At 48.2% G+C, this 21354-nt stretch carries 22 protein-coding genes and 1 pseudogene; 3 read left to right on the top strand and 20 right to left on the bottom strand.

Annotated features, from left to right (window positions below; all coding sequences use genetic code 11):
* Positions 1–46: 46 nt before the first annotated feature.
* The 8 genes and pseudogenes from ACWHAR_RS11235 to ACWHAR_RS11200 all read right to left on the bottom strand — a co-directional run bounded on the left by ACWHAR_RS11235 (position 47) and on the right by ACWHAR_RS11200 (position 5427).
* The gene (locus ACWHAR_RS11235; RefSeq protein ID WP_003150969.1) at positions 47–418 is read right to left on the bottom strand and encodes a DUF423 domain-containing protein; all 372 of its coding nucleotides are present in this window, start codon (positions 416–418) and stop codon (positions 47–49) included.
* A gap of 63 nt (positions 419–481) precedes the next feature.
* A complete protein-coding gene (locus tag ACWHAR_RS11230) occupies positions 482–1801 on the bottom strand; it encodes a purine/pyrimidine permease (protein WP_032875783.1) in 1320 nt (439 codons plus the stop codon).
* Positions 1802–1819: 18 nt separating this feature from the next.
* A complete protein-coding gene (locus ACWHAR_RS11225) occupies positions 1820–2242 on the bottom strand; it encodes a YwdI family protein (RefSeq protein WP_032876928.1) in 423 nt (140 codons plus the stop codon).
* Positions 2243–2300: 58 nt separating this feature from the next.
* Entirely contained in the window at positions 2301–2984 is a 684-nt protein-coding gene (locus ACWHAR_RS11220) for a uracil-DNA glycosylase (protein WP_012118732.1), read from the bottom strand.
* 14 nt (positions 2985–2998) lie between these two features.
* Positions 2999–3805: a glycosyltransferase family 2 protein gene (locus ACWHAR_RS11215; RefSeq protein WP_032876926.1), complete on the bottom strand. Its 807-nt coding sequence runs from the start codon at positions 3803–3805 to the stop codon at positions 2999–3001.
* 84 nt (positions 3806–3889) lie between these two features.
* A complete protein-coding gene (locus ACWHAR_RS11210) occupies positions 3890–4417 on the bottom strand; it encodes a hypothetical protein (RefSeq protein ID WP_032875781.1) in 528 nt (175 codons plus the stop codon).
* Between the two features lie 44 nt (positions 4418–4461).
* Positions 4462–5096, bottom strand: a pseudogene (locus ACWHAR_RS11205) (permease prefix domain 1-containing protein).
* Complete coding sequence (locus ACWHAR_RS11200) at positions 5089–5427, bottom strand: PadR family transcriptional regulator (protein WP_007614551.1); 339 nt, start codon at positions 5425–5427, stop codon at positions 5089–5091. Before ACWHAR_RS11200 ends, ACWHAR_RS11205 begins: the two are co-directional and overlap by 8 nt.
* A 149-nt stretch (positions 5428–5576) precedes the next feature.
* Here ACWHAR_RS11200 and ACWHAR_RS11195 point away from each other — a divergent pair, with 149 nt between their 5' ends.
* Positions 5577–6389, top strand: a complete 813-nt coding sequence (locus ACWHAR_RS11195; protein WP_032875776.1) for a bifunctional hydroxymethylpyrimidine kinase/phosphomethylpyrimidine kinase — start codon at positions 5577–5579, stop codon at positions 6387–6389.
* 30 nt (positions 6390–6419) lie between these two features.
* On the opposite strand, the gene ACWHAR_RS11190 is transcribed toward ACWHAR_RS11195, so the two are convergent.
* The 5 genes from ACWHAR_RS11190 to ACWHAR_RS11170 form a co-directional block, all read right to left on the bottom strand.
* Complete coding sequence (locus tag ACWHAR_RS11190; RefSeq protein WP_042635591.1) at positions 6420–6695, bottom strand: hypothetical protein; 276 nt, start codon at positions 6693–6695, stop codon at positions 6420–6422.
* 63 nt (positions 6696–6758) lie between these two features.
* The gene (locus tag ACWHAR_RS11185; protein WP_032875773.1) at positions 6759–8198 is read right to left on the bottom strand and encodes a sucrose-6-phosphate hydrolase; all 1440 of its coding nucleotides are present in this window, start codon (positions 8196–8198) and stop codon (positions 6759–6761) included.
* Positions 8195–9577 (bottom strand): sucrose-specific PTS transporter subunit IIBC, encoded by a 1383-nt coding sequence (locus ACWHAR_RS11180; RefSeq protein ID WP_032875772.1) that lies wholly within the window; start codon positions 9575–9577, stop codon positions 8195–8197. Before ACWHAR_RS11180 ends, ACWHAR_RS11185 begins: the two co-directional genes overlap by 4 nt.
* A gap of 218 nt (positions 9578–9795) precedes the next feature.
* Complete coding sequence (locus tag ACWHAR_RS11175) at positions 9796–10626, bottom strand: PRD domain-containing protein (RefSeq protein ID WP_012118737.1); 831 nt, start codon at positions 10624–10626, stop codon at positions 9796–9798.
* A 23-nt stretch (positions 10627–10649) separates the two neighbouring features.
* Positions 10650–10964: a hypothetical protein gene (locus ACWHAR_RS11170; RefSeq protein WP_032875769.1), complete on the bottom strand. Its 315-nt coding sequence runs from the start codon at positions 10962–10964 to the stop codon at positions 10650–10652.
* Between the two features lie 525 nt (positions 10965–11489).
* Here ACWHAR_RS11170 and ACWHAR_RS11165 point away from each other — a divergent pair.
* Positions 11490–13901: a S8 family peptidase gene (locus ACWHAR_RS11165; RefSeq protein ID WP_032875766.1), complete on the top strand. Its 2412-nt coding sequence runs from the start codon at positions 11490–11492 to the stop codon at positions 13899–13901.
* Between the two features lie 41 nt (positions 13902–13942).
* Here the strand turns inward: ACWHAR_RS11165 and ACWHAR_RS11160 are convergent, their stop codons facing one another.
* The 4 genes from ACWHAR_RS11160 to ACWHAR_RS11145 form a co-directional block, all read right to left on the bottom strand.
* Positions 13943–14944, bottom strand: coding sequence for an LLM class flavin-dependent oxidoreductase (locus ACWHAR_RS11160; RefSeq protein ID WP_032875763.1), 1002 nt, complete (start codon positions 14942–14944; stop codon positions 13943–13945).
* Between the two features lie 163 nt (positions 14945–15107).
* Positions 15108–15857 carry an oxygen-insensitive NADPH nitroreductase gene (gene nfsA / locus ACWHAR_RS11155; protein ID WP_032875761.1) on the bottom strand — a complete coding sequence of 250 codons (750 nt, stop codon included), beginning with the start codon at positions 15855–15857 and terminating at the stop codon, positions 15108–15110.
* Between the two features lie 102 nt (positions 15858–15959).
* On the bottom strand, positions 15960–17147 hold the full coding sequence (locus tag ACWHAR_RS11150) for an FtsW/RodA/SpoVE family cell cycle protein (RefSeq protein ID WP_007614568.1): 1188 nt from the start codon (positions 17145–17147) through the stop codon (positions 15960–15962).
* A 201-nt stretch (positions 17148–17348) separates the two neighbouring features.
* Positions 17349–17807, bottom strand: coding sequence for a GNAT family N-acetyltransferase (locus tag ACWHAR_RS11145; RefSeq protein WP_032875758.1), 459 nt, complete (start codon positions 17805–17807; stop codon positions 17349–17351).
* Between the two features lie 292 nt (positions 17808–18099).
* Here ACWHAR_RS11145 and ywcE point away from each other — a divergent pair, with 292 nt between their 5' ends.
* Positions 18100–18360 carry a spore morphogenesis/germination protein YwcE gene (ywcE, locus tag ACWHAR_RS11140; protein WP_003150937.1) on the top strand — a complete coding sequence of 87 codons (261 nt, stop codon included), beginning with the start codon at positions 18100–18102 and terminating at the stop codon, positions 18358–18360.
* A gap of 43 nt (positions 18361–18403) precedes the next feature.
* On the opposite strand, the gene qoxD is transcribed toward ywcE, so the two are convergent.
* The 3 genes from qoxD to qoxB are packed head-to-tail and all read right to left on the bottom strand — an operon-like array spanning position 18404 to position 21352.
* Positions 18404–18772 carry a cytochrome aa3 quinol oxidase subunit IV gene (gene qoxD / locus ACWHAR_RS11135; RefSeq protein ID WP_014419185.1) on the bottom strand — a complete coding sequence of 123 codons (369 nt, stop codon included), beginning with the start codon at positions 18770–18772 and terminating at the stop codon, positions 18404–18406.
* A gap of 1 nt (position 18773) precedes the next feature.
* Positions 18774–19388 carry a cytochrome aa3 quinol oxidase subunit III gene (gene qoxC / locus ACWHAR_RS11130; protein ID WP_003150930.1) on the bottom strand — a complete coding sequence of 205 codons (615 nt, stop codon included), beginning with the start codon at positions 19386–19388 and terminating at the stop codon, positions 18774–18776.
* Between the two features lie 14 nt (positions 19389–19402).
* Positions 19403–21352: a cytochrome aa3 quinol oxidase subunit I gene (gene qoxB, locus ACWHAR_RS11125; protein WP_007614578.1), complete on the bottom strand. Its 1950-nt coding sequence runs from the start codon at positions 21350–21352 to the stop codon at positions 19403–19405.
* Positions 21353–21354 lie beyond the last annotated feature (2 nt).

Below are 21354 nucleotides of genomic sequence, written 5' to 3'. Positions count from 1 at the left end.
ATCAAAAAGCCAATCGCTCACTTGACAGAGGATTGGCTTTTTTTCTTTATAAATATTTGACGGCCGCGACGATAATCATAATCCAAGAGATGATAAACGCCACGCCGCCGAGCGGTGTAATCGCGCCGAGAATGGAAATCTGCGTCACGCTCAATACGTACAGGCTTCCTGAAAACAGAACGATGCCCGCAAACATCAGCCAGCCCGCAACAGAAACACTGCCTGCGCCAGAAAGCTTTTCGGCCAAAAACGCGACAGCCAGAAGACCGAGCGCGTGATACATATGATATTGCACGCCTGTGTGCCACACCTGCAAATATTTATCGGGGATTTTCCCTTCAAGCCCATGCGCGCCGAAAGCGCCCAGCGCCACGGCCAATAAAGCGTTAATCGCACCAAGAATAATAAACACTTTCATCTATTTTTCTCCCGCCTTTTCGTTAAAGTTTCCAATTCAATCATAACCCAACATCGGCAAAATTCAACGTCCGCCGTGCGATGACACGAGATTGTCGGATTTTTTCTTTTTGATAAGCTGGATTCGGTCAATCGCTATCGCCAGCAGCGTCCCGAGCACAAGACCGTTGCTTAAGAGCGAAATCAGGATCGGGTGCATCCCTGATAACGCGCTCTCCGGCACAAACATTACGCCGACCCCCGTCAGGAGCGCCAGACCGATAATGGAGCGGATTCGTTTTTGCTCCGCTTTCTCATAAGAGTCAAACTCTGTAAAGGCAAGACCCGCCATCGTGGAGAAAACGACGAAGTTTACCGCAAATCCGACCGGTGAGGGCAGACTCGCGAACGCATTCATAAATAGCGGGATCATACTGATGATCATGACAAATACACTTCCCAAAAGAAACGGCTTTTTCGAAGGAAGCTTCGTCGTCTCAATAAAACCGGCCGCCCCTGAAATCGGCACAGGCGCAATGCCTCCTGACAGCCCGCTCAAAAGGTGGCTGATCGAAGCCGCAAACCCTGCCGGACGCTCACGCCGCTTTCCAACGGTGCCGCCGAATTTTTTCACCGCCGCTTCTACAACCCGTATGCTCGCGAGCATGTTGACAATCAAAAGAACGGTAATGAAGAGTGACGTAATGATCAGGCCGCTGTCAAACACGGGTTTTCCAAACGGAAAAAGAGCCGGCAGCTGAATCACGCGGTCCGGTATTTGAATCGGTTTGGCTGCGCCGAAGACGGCGAATAAGATCCATCCGCCGGCAAGCGAAAGGAGAATCGCATACTGTCTTAAGAACGTAACATTCGATCGGGACATGATGAACATCGCCGCCGTCACAACCATGGCGAGCCCGAATACAAGGCCGTCGACGCTGTTTTTTAAATAGCCGATGCCCAAAAGGCCTTTCACAATCGGCTGACTCAGCTGCATGACCAACAGCAGCAGATACACACCAGTCACAACCGGCGTAAACAGCACGGCCAGCCGTTCAATCACTTTAAAAAGGCTGAACAAAAAGAAAAAGACAGCGCTTAATAACAGCGCCCCCTGCAGCGCCCGCAGCGTCTCGCCGAATGTCACAAACACCGTGCCCGTCAGTCCGCCGTAAATCGTGTATACGCCCCACCATAAGCCTGCCGGGCTTTCATTAATCGGCAGACGATGTCCCTGGAGACATTGGATGACCGCGGCGACGCCAAGCACAAAAAATGTGCTCTGAATCAATGCGGCAGAATCGGCATGGTTCAAGTGAAATGATTGTGCGATGGCGACAGGAACTACAATCGCAGCCGCAATCATAAATGCCGTCCATTGCAAACCCCCGAGTATCAGTTTCAAGTCAATCAACCTCTCCTGTTAAAAATCGAAAATGGAATCCCCGTTTCCGTCTTCCTCACGTTCGTCTTTCGCTTTTTTCTGATATTGGTTCAGCCCGGCGCTGCCCATCATTTTTTCAAGCAGCAGCGGGTCTGTCGAAGGAGACGCGGAAGGTTTCGGCGCCGCTTTCGGAATCGGATTCTGCACAGGCGCCGGATCGGTGTGCGTCTGAGTGCCGAGCACGACATCACACAGAGAGCGGATGGCGGCCGCGTGCATTTTGACCTCCTCGGTGCGGGCCGCCGTTTTCGCCTGCCTCAGTTCTTCTTCCATCTTCTGAATCAAAGCAGAGATATGTATGTTCATGAGTAAATCCTCCAGCAGTAATTTGTCTTCTTCCTGCATTTTATCAAATTTCTGAGCGAATCGCAGAATTGAGTTTGTTATTTTTTCTGACGGCATATCGCCCTGAACGTCAAAAAAGACGCTTCCGCCGGGCGGAAGCGCCTCAAAAAAACGTTTATTGCGGCAGGTCGGGGATGCACCAATCGATCGGCTGCTCCCCCATTTTTTCAAGGGCGGCGTTTGTACGGGAAAACGGTCTGCTCCCGAAAAAACCGTTCCTTGCCGAAAACGGGCTCGGATGAGTCGATTCAATAATAATGTGTTTCGATGTGTCAATGCGCTCTTTTTTCATCTGCGCGTGACGCCCCCATAGGATAAAGACAATCGGCTTCTCTCTTTCATTCACCACATCAATGATGCGGTCAGTGAGCCGCTCCCATCCCTTGCCTTTGTGGGAGTTGGCCTGACCGCGGCGAACCGTAAGCACTGTGTTTAACAAAAGCACTCCCTGCTTCGCCCAGCTGACGAGCGATCCGTGGTTCGGTACGGAGCAGCCGATATCGTCCTGAAGCTCTATGAAAATATTTTTCAAAGACGGCGGCTGTCTGACCCCGGGCTGAACGGAAAAACTAAGCCCGTGCGCCTGTCCTGGCCCGTGATACGGGTCCTGTCCGAGAATGACCGCTTTTACATCCTCATAGGGCGTATAATGCAAGGCGTTAAAAATATCATGGCTGTCAGGATAAATCGTTTGGCTGCTGTATTCTTGTTTCAGCATTTCTCTCAGCTCTTGATAATACGGTTTGTCAAATTCATCTTTCAGCTGATTCCACCAGCTGTCTTTTAAAAGCTGTTTCAAACTGTCCGTCCCCCTTATGAACTGTGCAGTCTTGAATGGACGGGCTTTCCGTCCCACACAATGTCAGTCGGCGCCTCCCGCCTCTTCATGTCCGGCTCTTCAAGAAGAACCGCGAAGTTTTTCGTCGGGAGCTCCCCAAGCCCGTGCTTTTCGCTTAACCGGTCTAAGTACCGCTTCCGTTTGCCGCCGAGATCCGCGGACTGATTGCCGCCTCCCTCAAAAAACGCATATATGACGCTCGCGCAAGGAACACGCTTCACGCGGTGCTGTTTCGCGGCGCGCAAATAAAAGTCCCAGTCCCAATAATTATGGACATCCGGATCAAAATACCCTAACGTGTCATGCAGAGAACGCCTGTACATGCTGCCTGACGGAACGTACGTGGAAAATACCCGCATATCCGCATAATCCGCCGTATAGGCGAACGGCTTCCGTGACATCGGATATCTCGTGCCGCCCCGTTCTTCAAATGACACAATTTCCGCGTCAGAATGGACAAAATCCGCATCAGCAAGTGCAGCCGCCATTCTTTCCAAATGGCCCGGCGTAATGAAATCATCATCATCGCACAGCATGATATAATCACCCGACGCTTTTTTCACACCTGCGTTCCGCGCTTCCACATGTCCGGCATTCTGTTCTAAATCAATAATCTGAATCGGCAGATCGCTGTACAGCTGCTTCGCTTGTTCGACCGATTCCCCGGCATCATTTACAATGATCACTTCATAAGGCTTTATGGTCTGCATGGAAATCGACTCCAGCAGCTCACACAAAGCCGGAATCCGGTTATACGTGACTATAACAATTGATATATTCATGACCCGCTCCTTCTGCTTTTTCTCATGTTCTATTAAAACATAAAGCGGCGGAGAGATCAGGGGGGATTTTTGATTTCGGCCCATTCAGAAACAAATCCAGGTCATACCCGCCAGCAAAACGAGAATGATCAGAAGGTCTTCCCAAACAGTGCATACCGCCTTGGCATTAAACCTGCCCGCCTCCATGGCGTTCCAAAGTTTTGATTGATAAACAGGCACCAACACCATCGCATAGCATGTGCACAAACAGACAAAAGCCGGCGGGACAAGCGCACATCCATCCTCATCCCAATCATGAATCAGTTCCGGTATACTCACCCCGCTGTCAATGTACAAGTATAATATACCCGCCAGCGGAATGAGCGAACTGATCTGCATCTCGAAAAGTTTCACCTTCCACTCACGCGCAAACGAAACGGCCCAAATCCATCCCAGCGCATAAAACAATAGAAGAAGCAAAATACTGAAAACAACAAATATAGCATCTTGCATCCCATTCAGAACCATAATAAAAAGACTCACAACGGGCAATGCAAGAACCAAGCCGCAGACGGTAAATACGGTAACGGCTATTTGGGCGCACGCGCCGTACATCCACGAACCTAATCTCATTTTAACACCCCTATATAGATTCCCTATGTATATAGTGAAAAAGATCAGGCAAGCCTCTGCCTGCCTGCGTAAAAACCTATTTTGCCGCAAAACGGAAAACATACCGTCACAACGGCGCATACTGCCGCAAAACTCGGTGTGACCGCCGAAGGAAACAGCCCAGCCGGAACCAGATTGAACAAAAAGACAAACATAAAACATAGATTCGGCACCATTGAAGCCCATACCGTCCGCTCAGCAAGCTTTTTGCCGCCAGCCCCGAACTCTTTGCCAGCTTGATAGCCGATTTGGAACCAATACAGCACATAACTGATCATAATCAGCCATACTGACACGGAAATCCCTTTCCACAGCGCGTCAACAGCGGGATGAATCCGCCACGCGTGCATCATCGTAATCATCGCCCCCATCACAAAAAGACCGCAGTTGCAGAACAGATAAAAGAGCATAAAAGTCCGCGCGGGCACCGCCGAAGCTTTTTGAAAAGCAGAGATAATTTCAGACGGAGTCCCCACTTCCCGCAGAATAAGCGCCATCGCTTCGCTTTCGGTTTTGCCTTTTTCAGATGATCACAAATGGCATGATGAATATGACTTTCGATTTCCTTTAATAATTCACGGCTTCCGGCCTTGCCTTCCAGCCCTTTTCTGATTTCCTGCACATAAAGGTCCTTATCCATTCTGCCCGCCCCGCTTCAGCATCCGGTCCATCAGAGCAGAGAACAGATTCCATTCCTTCGTCCGTTCGGCTAGAATGGTCTTTCCTTCATCGGTGATCCGGTAATATTTTCGGTCCGGCCCTTTGGTCTGCTTTTCCCAGTAAGAAGAAATATAGCTTTGGCGTTCAAGCTTATGAAGCGATGGGTACAGCGTGCCTTCCTTCATTTGCAGTTCATTCCCGCTTCTTTTCTCCATTTCTTTCACAAGTTCATACCCGTACATGGGCCGTTCATTCAGCAGCGTCAGCACCAGAATGACCGTGCTTCCCTTTACAAGCTCCCTGTTGAGCATTTATTTTCTCACCCTTACCTAGTATTCTTATGTAGGTATTGTACGCACAGCCCCCGCGGCTGTCAAATCATTCCTCCAAGCCTTCCGTATTGTGATCGGGAGAAAATCTAACTATAATGAGATATAAAACACTGATGGAGGCCATTGATATGTCAATGCACAAAGCACTTACTATTGCCGGTTCTGATTCCAGCGGCGGCGCGGGAATTCAGGCCGATTTAAAAACATTTCAAGAAAAAAACGTATACGGAATGACGGCTTTGACCGTGATCGTAGCGATGGACCCGGAGAACAGCTGGGATCATCAAGTATTTCCGATCGATGCCGATACGATTCGCGCACAGCTGGCGACGATTGTTGACGGAATCGGCGTAGACGCCATGAAAACGGGAATGCTCCCTACCGTGGAGATCATAGAGCTTGCGGCGAAAACGATTAAAGAAAAACAGCTGAAGAATGTCGTTATCGATCCTGTCATGGTCTGCAAAGGAGCGAACGAAGTGCTGTATCCGGAGCATGCCGAAGCGCTTCGCACCCAATTGGCGCCTCTGGCAACCGTCATCACGCCAAACCTGTTTGAAGCAAGCCAGCTGAGCGGTATGGATGTATTAAAAACAGTGGAAGACATGAAAGAAGCGGCAAAGAAAATTCACGAACTCGGCGCGAAATATGTATTGATTACAGGCGGAGGCAAATTGAAACATGAAAAAGCGATCGACGTGCTGTATGACGGAGAAACCGCGGAAGTATTAGAAAGCGAAATGATTGATACACCTTACACACACGGAGCCGGATGCACATTCTCCGCCGCCGTGACGGCAGAACTGGCCAAAGGCGCTGAAGTGAAGGAAGCCATCTATGCGGCAAAAGAATTTATAACCGCGGCAATCAAAGAATCCTTCCCGCTGAACCAATACATCGGACCGACTAAACATTCGGCGATGCGCCTTAGCGGAAAATAAAATAAATATCCCCCTCATGATCGAGGGGGATTATTTCATTTTTTTCGCGGATGACCGCAAAAACATCTCAATAGACTGCACAAACAGCGCATATTCCTTCATCTGTTCATATGTATGCATTAGCCGATCACTCCATTCATTGTGCGGCTCAGCTCTCTTGAGCATGCGATTCAGCTGAAGCAATACTTCTTTATATTCTTCCCGCTTATCTTCCACTTGCTCTGCGGCTTTGACAAGTAAACATTTCGGCGTCATCTTCTGATTTTTCAAAACTGAGAAAACAACTCCTTTTATTCCTGGAATCATAGGCTTTCGTTTGAAGAATAGCACAGATGGCATAGGTTTCACATAAGAAAAAAGAACGATTTTCTACAAAAGTGTCCAAATTGATCCATTTATTTCCGTTTTTCCTACCGAAGTGACGGTTACGTCATCATTTCCCGGGAAAGGAAAATATCTGGCGCTGAATACCTCTTCTCCATCATTCAAAAACAATTCAATCGAGGATGCATCCAGAAAGAGCTGCACGGAATGCACCTCGCTAATGGCGCAGCTTCTCGTTTCTTTTTCTTCTCCGCTGAAAGCAGTGCGCTCCAGCACAGCCAGCCCCTCTTCCTGATGAAATATAAACCGGGCTGCGCCCCGAATTGAGATTTCAAAACCGGATTCGCAAGTGATGTCTTCCAGCAGCACTTCAGCCCGGGATGCATCTTTCACCGGGAGGCTTACAGACGAGCAATTCAATTGAAGCCGGCGCTTTTGTTCATCCGTGCGGCGTGATTTCATTTCCGGGAGCGGGCGCTGTATGATTCTGCCGTTGGACAGTGACAGCTGTCTCGGCATCGTTAAGCAGTGAATCCAGTGATACGCATGTGTCGGATGTTTGTCCTCATGCTGATCCGGAACGCCCATCCACGCGAACAGAATTCTCCGTCCCTTATCATCTTCCAGCGTCTGCGCCGCATAAAAATCAAATCCTCTGTCAAGCTCCGTAAATTCACCATGCTTAAACTCTGGCGGCTCTGTATGCAGCCTGCCGAGGAAATAGCCCGCCTGGTGGCTGTTATGATATTTTATCCCGTCGGCTTCAAGCCCCTGCGGACATACGAGCAGCACGTCGGTTCCGTCAAGGGAAAACAGGTCGGGACATTCCCACATATAGCCGAATGATCCGAGACCGCCGGAGTCCGCCCCCGCAATCGCACCGAGAAACGTCCAATCCGTCAAGTTCTCTGATGTGAACAATACAGCGCTTCCGGTGAGCTTTTCTGTCTGCGCGCCGAGCACCATGTAATACGTTCCGCCTTTCTTCCAAACCTTCGGATCACGGAAATGAGCGGTATAGCCTTCCGGGAGACGCGCGACGACTCCTTTTTTTTCAAATACGATCCCGTCTTCAGATACGGCGAGGCATTGATACGTTTCCCGATTGCCTTCTCCGTCACGGACATTGCCTGTGTACATCAGGCAGAGCCGCCCGTCTTTTTCGATGGCGCTTCCGGAATAACAGCCGTTTTTGTCATACCACTCACCCGGCGCAAGCGCGATTTCTTCCTCTTTCCACTCAACGAAATCCTTCGTCGTCACATGCGCCCAAAATTTCGCGCCGTGCCCCGTATGAAATGGCTGCCATTGAAAAAACAAGTGATATACGCCGTTCCATTGGATCACGCCGTTCGGATCATTTAAAAGCCCGACCGGCGGCATAATATGATAGTTCTGGCGGTATGGATCTGACGCGGCTGTTTCTCCCCGCTTCTTTTTCGCTTCCTCAGCCTGCAGGCGCAGCTCTTGATCCGGTGTCCTCATTTGACGGCCTCCTTTTCTTTAGCTCCCATAATGTAAGCGGCAATAAACGCCGAGACAGAGGCGATGCCCATTCCGATCAGATAGTTTATAAGATTTCCTAAACCGAGCGGAGCCGTGATGGCAATCATCGGAATTCCGGTCAGACCGTAGGCATTGGCGGCGACACCGGTCACCACGACATAGGCTCCTCCCAGCGCTCCGCCGATCATTCCCGCGATAAACGGCTTACGGTATCTTAGGTTCACACCGAAAATGACTGGTTCGGTTACGCCGAGAAAAGCGGAAAATGCGGCAGGCAGAGCGATTTCTTTCATTTTCGCTTTTTTCGTCAGGAAAAATACAGCCAGTCCCGCCGCACCCTGAGCGACATTCGCCATCGACCAGATAGGAAGGATATAGTTTCTGCCCAAATCAGCGATGAGGCCGGCCTCAATCGCATGAAAGCTGTGATGCACACCGGTAAGCACAATAAGCGGATAAAGACCGCCGAAAAGCAGTCCGGCAACAATTCCCGCATGATCATACACATATGTCAGCGAGACGGTAATGCCTGATCCGATCGCCCTGCCAAGCGGACCGATTGCGATAAAGGTAATAAATCCTGTGACAATCACCGTGACAAACGGCGTGACCAATAAATCGAATGCGTGAGGCACAATTTTTCTCGTGCCCTTTTCCACTTTGCTCATAATGTAAACGGCTAACAGTACGGGGATGACCGTCCCTTGGTAGCCGAGCAGCGCAATGTCGAAGCCGAAGAGCTGCATAAAATCAGGTGATGCATCCGCAAGCCCCCACGGATTCAAAAGCGCCGGATGGATCATAATTCCCCCGAGCACGGCACCGAGATAGGCATTACCTCCGAATTCCTTCGCCGCGCTGAACCCGATGTATACGGGCAGGAAGATAAACGCCGCACTTGAAAACATGTCTAAAAGCTTAAACAGCGATGATTGTTCAGACACCCAGTGAAAAGCCTTCATCATGCCGAGCAGCCCCATTAAAAGTCCGCTTGCCACGATAGCCGGAATGATGGGAACGAATATATTAGACAGTGTCTTCGCAAATCTTGCGGCCGGATTCAGCTTTTTTTTCGCTGCGTCCTGATGTGTCTCACGATCTTCCCGCCCCAAATCGGCTTCTTTTGAAAAAGCGTCATACACTTTATTCACGAGGCCGGTGCCGAATATAATCTGATATTGCCCCGAGCTGCTGAAAGCCCCTTTTACGCCTTCTATTTCTTCAATGCCGGCCTGGCTGATCTTCTGTTCATCTTGAATGACGAGCCTGAGCCGCGTCGCGCAATGTGTCGCGCTGATGATATTTGATTCCCCTCCGATATGTTTGATAAGCTGTTTTGCCGTTTCTTGATAATTCATTATGTATCCCCCTTTCTAAAATCAAAAAAGACCTAAAATTCGCCAACGAAAAAGGTCAGCATGATCCCTTTTTCATGTACGCAAATTTTAGGTCTTGCCTGCATTACCAGTCACAATCCCGCGGATTCAGTTTTTTTAATGCGCTTTCATTCTATTTCATGACAGCGCTTTCGTCAATATGTTTTCAAAAAAAAAGTCTGTTTCTCGAAACAGACGCGTTATTCCGGGTTTTTTTGCAGACGCTGGACATGCAGCGTAATATAGCCGGCCTCGGATTCCGGCAGTTCCAAATCATATTCATTTTTTAAAAACGCCGCCAGTTCAAGCGCACACCGATAAGCAAACGGATACTTTTTTTGGATGAAATAAAGCATCTCCTCGTCCATGGAATGGAGTGCTTCATTTGAGTCCAACCGGCTGACCGCATACCGTAAGTGCGTGACGAGGCGCTGATAGGAAATACTGTCTTCATCCACCTTCTGTTCGAAAAAGGATTCGATCTTTTCGATCATTTCTTTGATCATGGTTGTATGCTTCATCGCCGAATACATGCTTTTGGCATCCGCCTTGGCAGTGTGGATATGAAGCGCGATATACCCCGCCTCATCATCAGGCAATGATATACCGAGGGTTTGTTTCACGTGTTCAACCGCCCAGCGGCCGATCTCATATTCTTTTTTATAAAGCGCCTTAATTTCATGAAGCAATCGGTTATGCACCTGAAGGCCGTTTTGAATCCTTTCGATCGCAAAGGATAAATGGTCCGCCAGCGCAATGTGGATGTGATCGCTCAAAGGTGCCGCAAGCTCTCCCTCCGCATGGCTGATGATATCTTCAGCCGCCTCTATATGCTCTTCGGGAAGCGTTTCTAACACTTGTTTGAACTTTTCATTTTCGTCGTGCACGACAAATATTTTTTCAATTTTATGTTTTTGAATCACATCATTTTTTCTCTTTTGAAAAGCGATTCCGGGACCCATTACGATCTTTTCCCGTCCGTCTTCTTTTATTAACGCCGCATTGTTATTTAATACTTTGTCTATTCTCAAGAGGTTCGCTCCCGTTCTTATGTTTAGTGGGATTGTACCCTCTTTTTCATATGATGTAAAGGTGTCGGACCCGCGCGCTCCCGTTTCGGCAATTCTTTGCGGACAGGCATCCATCGGTTTTTATCCAGCCTGCCGCGGGCCGATTTTGTTTCATCGGTCAAATCCGCCGATCGGACACGGCTCACAAACGAAAAAGCCCCAGCCGTCCGCTTCGCTTTCTTATGATAAGCCGCTTGGTTTCCGTACACGGCGGCTAATGGATATCTTCCGTTACCCGGCGCCATCCAGTTCATCAGAAAGACCATCCACACCCGTAAAGATACTAGCAAACGTTTCATTGCAAATCATCCCTCCGCTTCTTTTTGACAGACAGCTTGTTCGCAGGCCTGTTTTTCTCTCCGCTTTAACGGAAAAGGCGGCCGATCCTTCTCCGCTAAAAACTAGCGGGTCTAGCAACCCTATGACTCTATGATAGACGCGGCCGGTCGAATTGTTTGTCACAATATGAGTGAAAAAACAAACTAGTTTTCAGAAGTTTTGTTGAAAGCTGATGGAAATGACCTGAAAAATGGAAAAGCCGATAAAAAAAGTTATACACACTTTATCCCTTGGTTAAGCACAGCTTAAACACAGGGTATATCCACATATCCACAAACTCGGTCTATATTTTGTATAGGAACGTTCGTTCCCAACAATATATATACACAAATTTATTCAGTTATGCACAGGATTCTGTGTATAACTCCCTCCTTATTCACAGACCAATTTCCATAAATGAGTCATATGTCACAAGGATTATTTTGAATTTTCAAGAAATATATACTAGATTTCTAATTTAGATAAAGAAAAAGGGGGAAACACGATTGAAAAAAGGAATCATCCGTTATCTGCTTCCGGCTTTTGTCTTATCCTTTACCTTATCCACAAGTTCACAGGCTGTGCCGGCTTCAAAACCGCAAACTCCTGATCTTGAGAAGGCTGAGGTGTTCGGTGACATTGATATGACCACCGGCAAACAAACGACAGTCATCGTGGAGCTGAAAGAAAAGTCGCTGGCGGAAGCAAAGGAACTCGGTAAAGCACAGACAAAAAGCAAGCTGAAAAGCGAACGCGCAAAAGTGAAAAAGAAGGCGCTCAAAATCGTTAAACACGGAAAAATCAACAGGGAATATGAGCAAGTGTTTTCCGGCTTCTCCATGAAACTCCCGGCAAATGAAATCCCCAAACTGCTGAGTGATCAGGATGTCAAAGCGGTTTATCCGAATGTTACCTATCATACCGATCAGCTCAAAGATAAAGACATCACCCTATCTAAAGATGCCGTGTCCCCGCAGATGGATGACAGCGCGCCTTATATAGGGGCAAATGACGCGTGGAAGCTCGGCTATACGGGTAAAGGCGTCAAGGTTGCCATTATTGACACCGGTGTCGAATATAAACACCCTGACTTAAAGAAAAATTTCGGACAATATAAAGGATACGATTTTGTGGATAACGACTACGATCCTGAAGAAACGCAATCCGGTGATCCGAGAGGCGCGTCGACTGACCACGGAACCCATGTCGCGGGCACGGTAGCGGCAAACGGAACGATTAAAGGCGTCGCGCCGGATGCTACACTCCTTGCCTACCGTGTGCTCGGTCCGGGCGGAAGCGGAACAACGGAGAACGTCATCGCCGGCATCGAACGCGCCGTACAGGACGGAGCGGATGTCATGAACCTTTCTCTCGGCAATTCTGTGAATAACCCAGACTGGGCGACAAGCACGGCGCTTGACTGGGCGATGTCAGAAGGCGTCACGGCCGTTACATCAAACGGAAACAGCGGGCCGAACAATTGGACCGTCGGCTCTCCGGGAACGTCCAGAGAAGCGATCTCCGTCGGAGCGACCCAGCTGCCGCTGAACGAGTACGCCGTCTCCTTCGGTTCCTATTCCTCAGCGAAAGTAATGGGCTACAACAAAGAAGATGACATAAAAGCACTGAATAAAAAAGAAACAGAGCTCATAGAGGCGGGTATCGGCGAGCAAAAGGATTTTGAAGGCAAAGATCTGAAAGGAAAAGTCGCTGTCGTCAAACGGGGCAGCATCGCCTTTGTGGATAAAGCCGACAACGCCAAAAAAGCGGGCGCGATCGGTATGGTTGTGTATAACAATGCCCCGGGAGAAATTGAAGCCAACGTACCGGGCATGTCCGTGCCGACGATTAAGCTTTCATCAGAAGACGGCGAAAAACTCGTCAGCCAATTAAAAGCGGGCGGCACAAAAGCGACTTTCAATTTATCCGTGGCTAAATCGCTCACTGAACAAATGGCAGACTTTTCGTCACGCGGTCCGGTTATGGACACGTGGATGATTAAACCTGACGTCTCCGCTCCCGGCGTAAACATCGTCAGCACCATTCCGACACATGATCCGGCCGACCCGTACGGCTACGGATCGAAGCAGGGAACGAGCATGGCTTCCCCGCATGTAGCCGGCGCAGCTGCCGTCATCAAGCAGGCCAAACCGAAATGGAGCCCGGAACAAATAAAAGCCGCTCTCATGAACACCGCGGAAACCTTAACGGACGCGGACGGTGACGTATACCCGCATAATGCGCAAGGCGCCGGAAGCATCAGAATCATGAAGGCGATCAAAGCAGACTCCCTTGTCGCCCCGGGAAGTTATTCTTACGGAACGTTTATGAAAGACAAAGGCAATGAAACGAAAAAAGAAACCTTTACAATTGAAAACCAATCGTCCATCAGAAAATCATATCAGCTCGAGTACTCTTTCAACGGCACGGGCATTACCGTTTCGGGCACAGACCGGGTCGTGATCCCCGCTCATCAAACCGGAAAGGTCAATGCGAAAGTAAAGGTCAATGCCAAAAAAGTAAAGGCAGGCACCTATGAGGGAACCGTCACAGTGCGTGAAGGCGGAAAAACAGTCGCAAAAGTGCCGACGCTGCTGATTGTAAAAGAGCCGGACTATCCGCGCGTGACGTCAATCGACGTGCAGGACGGCACAACGCAGGGAACCTACCAAATTGAAACCTATCTTCCGGCGGGAGCCGAAGAGCTTGCCTTCCTTGTATATGACAGCAATCTTGACTTTGTCGGCCAAGCCGGCATCTACAAAAAGCAGGATAAAGGCTATCAATATTTCGACTGGAACGGCAAAGTCAATGGTGACACCGCACTGCCGGCAGGAGAATATTATATGCTGGCCTATGCCGCGAACAAAGGGAAATCAAGCCAGGTGCTGACTGAAAAACCTTTTATCATTGAATAACCGAACAACCCTGCTGGAGCATCAGCAGGGTTTCTTTTTGATTAATCGGCAAAAGCTTCTCGAAGCAGGCGATATGACTGAAGTTTATCTTCAAAATGATGAGTAATGGTTACAGCCATCACTTCTTCCGTTCCGTATGCTTTACTGAGAGCCAGAATCTGTTCTTTCACTTGCTGCTTCGTTCCGATGATCATTCGATTCCGATTATCGGCAATTCGTCTTTGTTCATACGGTGTATACGTATTGCCGCGGACGGTTTCGTAAGACGGTACGCCGTGAAGCGGAATCCCCTGTTCACCCGCAAGCAGCGTATAATCCATGACGGCCGCGAGTTCCTCCGCTTTCTCTTCCGTGTCCGCGCACAGCACAAACACCGCCACGGCTGTTTTTGGTTCTTTTCCTAATAGAGAAGGTTTAAATCTGCGCTTATATTGTGCCGTCGTGCTTTCTCCGCCTTCTCCATTAATAAAGTGGGCAAACATATAGCCTGCTCCCGTTTCTGCGCTCAGAAGCGCGCTTTCCCCCGAAGAACCGAGAAGCCAGACTTCCGGCGCCGTCTTAATAAGGGGTGATGCGGTCAGATTCGGAAAACGGTGATTGTCGTCGGCTGCATCATGCAAATACATCGCCAGCTCACGAAGCTGCTGCGGATATTGATCAGCGTTACGCTTCCCGCCGTCATTCAGCGCCCATGATGCGATCGGCATTCCGCCCGGCGCTCTCCCTAATCCGAGATCGATTCTGCCCGGCGTCAACCCTTCAAGCACGCGGAAATTCTCCGCCACCTTATATGCGCTGTAATGCGGAAGCATGACACCGCCCGAGCCTACACGAATCTCATTCGTTTTCGCCGCAATATGGCTGATCAGCACTTCAGGGCTTGAACCCGCCAACCGCTCTGAAAAATGATGCTCTGACACCCAAAACCTCTTATATCCGAGCTTTTCCGCCTCCTGCGCCAGTCTTACTGTATTCCGCAGCGCGCTTTCCGCAGAACTCCCTTCTGATACAGGAGATTGATCTAATATGCTTAATGAAATCATCACTGTCACCTCATCAACATCGTACCACTGCTAAGCCATTTTTTCTTTCTGTATGCTTATAAGCATCCCTGATGATAAACATTTATATACCTTGTTCCATTTTGTCGAAATATGTTACACGTGAAACATAAAAAAACCTCTCCCGGTCAGGAGAGGTTTTTTCTTAATTCTTTTGAAAACCTTTATCTTTTACATATTGATTCAAATAGGTTCTCGGTTTTTGTTTCATGAACTGCAGGATTTGATCAGACCACGTTTCAATCCGCTTGCCGTTTGTCCGTTTATCATAATAAGCGGAAATGGTTTCATCATATTCCTTCATATAACTGCGGAAGTGTTCTTCATTCGTATCGTATGTGTTTTCATGATATACGGCTTGTTTCGGCAGGCGCGGCTTTTGACCGGACGGATGAGCGGGATGACCGACTACCAAGCCGAACAGCGGCAGCACATGGTCAGGTGTACCAAGCACTTCCGTCACCTGATCAAGTTCATTTCGAATGCCTCCGATATAACAAATGCCGAGTCCCATTGATTCCGCGGCAACACTTACGTTTTGTGCGGCAAGTGCGGCATCAATGACGCTGACCATAAACATTTCCGTATTCTCAAGAAGCTCGGTAATGTTTTCGCCTTTTTCCTCAGCAAGTTTTTTATGGCGGTACAAATCAGCGCAGAACACAAACAAGTGCCCGTTATTTTCGACGTAAGGCTGGTTTCCGGCCAGCGCCGCCAGCTTCCGCTTTTTCTCCTTATCGGTTACGCCGATGATGGAGTAAGCCTGCACGTAACTGGACGTTGACGCCGCCTGAGCGCTTTTCACTAATGTATCTATCTCTTCTGCGGTCAGAAGCTCGTCAGTAAATGATCGGATCGACCGATGATTAAGTATCGTTTCGATGGTATTGTTCATATAAAAGCCTCCTTCTCTCTATATCATATCCCAAAGGGAATCATGTCAAAAGCGAAATGCTCTAAACAAAAAAAGACAGCCCGAAAAACGAGCCGTCTCACATTAAGAATTGAACAAGTAGCTTTTATATTTCGTCAGCTGCACACTTGCGTTATATACGATCCCGAAGCTGATTAATGTAGAAAGCACCGAGCTCCCCCCATAGCTGACAAACAGCAGCGGAATACCGGTAACCGGCATAATGCCGATATTCATCCCGATGTTCTGGAAGGTGTGAATCACGATAAGTGCAGTAAATCCTACGCAAAAAAACGCGCCAAACCGGTTAAACGCATGCAAGCGGTCAATCAGCACCACAAGCCTGTAAATTAAAAAGAAAAACATGACGACCGCAATGGCGCAGCCTAAAAATCCAAAACTTTCACCCAAAATCGCAAAGATAAAGTCGGTCTGCCCCTCAGGTACGTACACCTTCAGATTATGAACGCCGTTTCCGGTAATGCCGCCCGATCCGATCGCCATAACGGCCTGATCCACCTGCCAGCTTTTATCGCTCTCTGCCTGAGTCGTTGCCGCACTGGAGTCAGACATCCACGATGTAATCCGGTTAATTTGATAATCCGCAATGCCGATTGAATTCGCCACATGGGGAAATTCAATCACGAGAACTAAGAAAAGGCCAAGCACGAGCGCGGCCGAACCGCCGATGATGGTGATCAGCTTCCAGTTTACACCTGACATAAACACCATCACCATAACGATAAACAGACAGATCGCACCCGTTCCGGCATCCTGCAAGACGATCATCCCGATCGGAATAACCGTCCATGCCGCAATTTTCAAAAGCAGATTCACATCTTCCCGAAGCGACCTTTGATCCTTCGGGCCCGCCTTCGATATAATGGACGCGACCATCATCATAATTCCTATTTTCGTGAACTCTGAAGGTTGAAGAGTGAAGCTGCCGATTTTAAACCAGCTCTTCGCTCCGTTTTTAATCGGCGCGATGGATTCCGGCGCCACACGTAAAAGGAGCAGTGACAGCACGCCGGCAATTAACACGTACAGACTCAGTTTTTCAAGCTGCTCTAAATCAAAATACATGATACTGACCATGAGACCGGCTCCGATGACATAAAAGACGATCTGTCTCATCCAGGCATCACTTCCGTACTGCCCAAACTGTCCGGCCGCATAAATCGCCGCAACACTAATTATTAAAAACACACCAAATATAAAAATCAAATCCCCCTGATAATAGGGATTTTGCTGTTTCTTATATCGACTCATTCTATCCCGCCTTACATTTTCATCGGAAGTCACTATTGTTTATTATACATGAACACTGTTCAAGAAAACATGATGAGGTTGCTTCCTTTTTATTTTTTACGGTTTGGGGACTACACGACATATGACGTGTCAGAAAAGGAAATGTTTCGGTCATGACGAAACTTTTCCGATAAAAAACCCCTTCTCGTCAGAAAAGGGGTTTCAGTCTATGTTTAACGTCATAAACAAGCTGTTCGGGTCCTCTTTATAATGTGCAAACGGATTACAATATTGAAACCCGGCTTTTTCATACAGGCGTCTGGCGGGGAGAAAAGCCTCCATAGAACCGGTTTCCAAGCTGATCCGCTGATAGCCCCGCCGCCTTGCTTCTTCAAGCATATGGCGGAGGATCCGGTTGGCTGCGCCTTTTCTGACATGATGCGGAAAGGTTTTCATTGATTTGATCTCACCGTGCCGGCTGTTTAGCTCCTTTAAGGCGCCGCAGCCGAGCAGGATGCCGTTTTCCCTCACACTCCAAAACGTAACGTCAGGCTGACGCAGCCGGTCCGCATTGAGCGCGTGTATACTTTCCGGAGGAGAATGCATGGTCATGCTCTTCAGATGCTCCTGTAAAAGCGCAATGACATCCGGCGCTGTGACATCTTCTTTCCTTACGTCCACTTCAAACCACCCTTGCTGTGCATATTTTCTTTGACCATAGCAAAGGTTCACAGCCTGCGCCATTCCATTGTCCGGAAATGTGACAGGGTATTTGGCCTTTCCGGTTTCTTGTACCTATCCAAAAATGAGGCAATAGTTGCAATACATTTCTCGAAAAAGCGGTATCAAAAATTGGAAAACATGGTATAATAATTGTAACAAAATGTTCAAAAAACGACCACAAAACAGACACATTTCACTCTCTGTATTTCATTTTGGAAACGCTCCCATAAAATGAAAGGAGACATGTAAGATGGACATGTTTTTTGCTTATTTACTGGTCGCAAGCGCAACACCCCTCTTTATCTGGCTGGATAACAAAAAAGTCGCTCTTTCGGCCATACCGCCAATTATTCTCATGTGGGTTTTCTTCTACTTTTACGCAACCAGCAGCCTATCCCCTCTCGGCCACACACTTATGATCATCCTGTTTGCCGTCAACGTCATCGTTGCCCATATCGCCGCCTTTATCATTTACGGCCTCCCGCGCCTGCGCCGGAGAAGAAGCCAATAAAGGCACAAAAAACCCTCTTCGCCTGAACGAAGAGGGTTTCTTTTTATTCCTGATGTTCGGAATGTTGCTTCGCACCGCCAGGAGGGTTTCCATCCATATGGTCACCGTGATGGTAGTGCGCCGCAAAGATCCAGATGGAACCAAGGATGATAACAATCGCTCCGAAAAATCCGAAGAGCGTGTTTCCGACTTGAATTCCGCCGTTTTCGCTTTCTGTCATGTGCATGAACATGAGAAGCTGAAGACCGGCTTGGATAAATGCGAATCCGAAAATGATCCAGAGTTTTGCTGATGGGCTTAATTCCGTATATACCGCAACCCAAAGGGCCAGCAGGGTCAGAATAATAGACAACGCAAAACCTACGATATGCTTCCACGGAAAGTGGCTGTGTTCAGCAGATTTGTTTGCCATATTATAGTCCCCCCAATCCGATGAGATAGACGCCTGTAAAGATGAAGATCCAAACAACGTCTAAGAAGTGCCAGTATAAACTTGAGATAAAGATTTTTGAAGACGTCTGCGGCGTTAATCCGCGTTTCTTCAATTGCAGTAAGATGCCGGCAATCCAGAAGATACCGATCGTTACGTGCGTTCCGTGCGTTCCCAGAAGGACGAAGAATCCAGACCAGAAAGCACTTGTACCGAGAGATGCTCCTTCATGTACATAGTGGATGAACTCGTTAAGCTCACATCCGACGAAGCCCGCGCCGAGAAGAAGCGTAATGATCGTCCAAATGACGACGCCTTTTAAACTTCCGCGACGCATTTCATGAACAGCGATCCCGCAGGTGAAACTGCTGATCAGAAGCAGGAATGTCATGATCATGACAAGCTTCACTTCAAATAATTCAGCCGGTAAGACTCCTCCTGCTGTTCTTCTTTGAAGAACGAAGAAGGTTGCAAATAGTGTTGAGAACAACACAATCTCTGCCCCTAAAAAGATCCAAAACCCGAGAATATTGAGTCTGCCGGTTTCAGATTGATATTCCATAGGCGCGTTAGAATTGCCGTGTTCTGCATGTTCCATAAATCACGCCTCCTTTATTCGGAAATCTTTCTTTCCGTCTCTTTTATTTCTTCAACAGGTATATAGTAGCCATTGTCATATTCAAATGAACGAAGCACCATGCAAAGCAGAATGCCGATCAAGCCGACAATGCCCATCCAGAACCATTCAAATACAAGTCCGAAGCCTGCAATACCGAACGCCACTGACATAATAAGCGGTCTTCCGGAGTTGTGCGGCATATGGATTTTCTTGAACTTGCTTTCCGGATGAATATCCGTTTTGTCTTCTTTCAATTGCAGTAACGCATCTTGAGATTTCACTTCAGGAAGCACCGCAAAGTTGTAATGCGGCGGAATCGCAGATGAAGTCGCCCACTCAAGCGTACGTCCCACGCCCCATGAATCTCCGCTGATCTCGCGAGTAGAGTAGCGGAAGCTGTAGTAGATGTTGTAGCAAAGGATTAAGAATCCGACACCCATCATGAAGGCTCCGACAGTTGAAATAAAGTTCAATGCAGTCCATCCGTCATTCGGTCCGTAAGTGTAAATACGGCGAGGCATACCTTGCAGCCCCAAGAAGTATTGAGGGAAGAAACATACATTAAATCCGATCATAAAGATCCAGAAGAACCATTTTCCGATTCTTTCGTTCAGCTTGTGGCCGAACATTTTCGGATACCAGAAAATAAATCCTGCGAAACATGCAAATACCGTACCCGCGATCAGCACATAGTGGAAGTGAGATACGAGGAAGTACGTATTATGGTATTGATAATCCGCTGCAGCCATCGCAAGCATAACCCCTGTTACCCCGCCGACAACGAAGTTCGGGATGAACGCAAGCGCCCACAGCATCGGTGTTGTAAAACTGATCCGGCCTTTATACATCGTAAAGAGCCAGTTAAAGATTTTAACCCCGGTCGGAACCGAAATCGCCATCGTTGTAATCGAGAAGAAAGAGTTAACGGACGCACTGTTCCCCATTGTGAAGAAGTGGTGAGTCCATACAAGGAAACTCAGGACGGAAATGGCGATAATTGAGCCGACCATCGCTTTGTAACCGAATAACTGCTTTCTTGCAAACGCTGAAATAATTTCAGAGAAAATACCGAATGCCGGTAAGATAACGATATATACTTCAGGGTGTCCCCAAATCCAGAACAAGTTAGCCCAAAGCATCGGCATACCGCCGGCTTCCAGCGTGAAAAAGTGAGCGCCGAACAAACGGTCAAATGATAACAGCGCCAATGCCACTGTCAAAACAGGGAAGGCGAATACGATAATAACCATTGTAATCAGCGTCGTCCATGTGAACATCGGCATACGCATCAGCGTCATGCCTTTCGTACGCATTTTCAGGATCGTCACCATAAAGTTGATACCCGTCATCAGCGTACCGATACCGGCAATCTGAAGACCGAGCAGGTAGAAGTTCTCACCAGGCCCGGGACTCATGTCGTTGCTTGCCAGCGGCATGTAACTCGTCCAGCCTGCGTTCGGAGAACCTCCGATAACGAAAGAAATATTGAAAAGCATCGCACCTACGAAGAACGTCCAGAAACTCAGGTTGTTCAAGTAAGGGAATGCTACGTCGCGCGCACCGATCTGCAAAGGTACGACAACGTTGATCAGACCGATTAAAAACGGCATCGCCATGAAGATAATCATGATCGTACCGTGAGTCGTAAAGATCTCATTATAGTGGTTTGAGTCTAAAAAACTGTTATTAGGAAGCGCTAACTGGGCGCGCATCATCAAGCCGTCGACCCCGCCGCGGAACAGCATGATAACAGCAGAGATAATGTACATGATTCCAAGTTTCTTATGGTCTACAGACGTAAGCCATTCAGACCAGAGCCACTTCCACTTTTTGAAGTATGTGAGTACAACGATGATAGCGATAGTGGAAAGCGCAATGGAAACTTGTGCGCCCAGAATTAATGGGTCACCTGTTACAAAAAATTCATCCCATCTCAATTTCATTC

This window comes from Bacillus sp. LR--39, assembly GCF_053613335.1.
This window is presented reverse-complemented; position numbering and strand designations above follow the sequence as displayed.

Excerpts from the sequence above, each read along its gene's own strand:
- ACWHAR_RS11235 (WP_003150969.1), bottom strand. The coding sequence starts at position 418 with ATGAAAGTGTTTATTATTCTTGGTGCGATTAACGCTTTATTGGCCGTG.
- ACWHAR_RS11225 (WP_032876928.1), bottom strand. The coding sequence starts at position 2,242 with ATGCCGTCAGAAAAAATAACAAACTCAATTCTGCGATTCGCTCAGAAA.
- ACWHAR_RS11215 (WP_032876926.1), bottom strand. The coding sequence starts at position 3,805 with ATGAATATATCAATTGTTATAGTCACGTATAACCGGATTCCGGCTTTG.
- ACWHAR_RS11210 (WP_032875781.1), bottom strand. The coding sequence starts at position 4,417 with ATGAGATTAGGTTCGTGGATGTACGGCGCGTGCGCCCAAATAGCCGTT.
- ACWHAR_RS11200 (WP_007614551.1), bottom strand. The coding sequence starts at position 5,427 with ATGCTCAACAGGGAGCTTGTAAAGGGAAGCACGGTCATTCTGGTGCTG.
- ACWHAR_RS11195 (WP_032875776.1), top strand. The coding sequence starts at position 5,577 with ATGTCAATGCACAAAGCACTTACTATTGCCGGTTCTGATTCCAGCGGC.
- ACWHAR_RS11190 (WP_042635591.1), bottom strand. The coding sequence starts at position 6,695 with ATGATTCCAGGAATAAAAGGAGTTGTTTTCTCAGTTTTGAAAAATCAG.
- ACWHAR_RS11185 (WP_032875773.1), bottom strand. The coding sequence starts at position 8,198 with ATGAGGACACCGGATCAAGAGCTGCGCCTGCAGGCTGAGGAAGCGAAA.
- ACWHAR_RS11180 (WP_032875772.1), bottom strand. The coding sequence starts at position 9,577 with ATGAATTATCAAGAAACGGCAAAACAGCTTATCAAACATATCGGAGGG.
- ACWHAR_RS11170 (WP_032875769.1), bottom strand. The coding sequence starts at position 10,964 with ATGAAACGTTTGCTAGTATCTTTACGGGTGTGGATGGTCTTTCTGATG.
- ACWHAR_RS11160 (WP_032875763.1), bottom strand. The coding sequence starts at position 14,944 with ATGATTTCATTAAGCATATTAGATCAATCTCCTGTATCAGAAGGGAGT.
- nfsA (WP_032875761.1), bottom strand. The coding sequence starts at position 15,857 with ATGAACAATACCATCGAAACGATACTTAATCATCGGTCGATCCGATCA.
- ACWHAR_RS11150 (WP_007614568.1), bottom strand. The coding sequence starts at position 17,147 with ATGAGTCGATATAAGAAACAGCAAAATCCCTATTATCAGGGGGATTTG.
- ywcE (WP_003150937.1), top strand. The coding sequence starts at position 18,100 with ATGGACATGTTTTTTGCTTATTTACTGGTCGCAAGCGCAACACCCCTC.
- qoxD (WP_014419185.1), bottom strand. The coding sequence starts at position 18,772 with ATGGCAAACAAATCTGCTGAACACAGCCACTTTCCGTGGAAGCATATC.
- qoxC (WP_003150930.1), bottom strand. The coding sequence starts at position 19,388 with ATGGAACATGCAGAACACGGCAATTCTAACGCGCCTATGGAATATCAA.
- qoxB (WP_007614578.1), bottom strand. The coding sequence starts at position 21,352 with ATGAAATTGAGATGGGATGAATTTTTTGTAACAGGTGACCCATTAATT.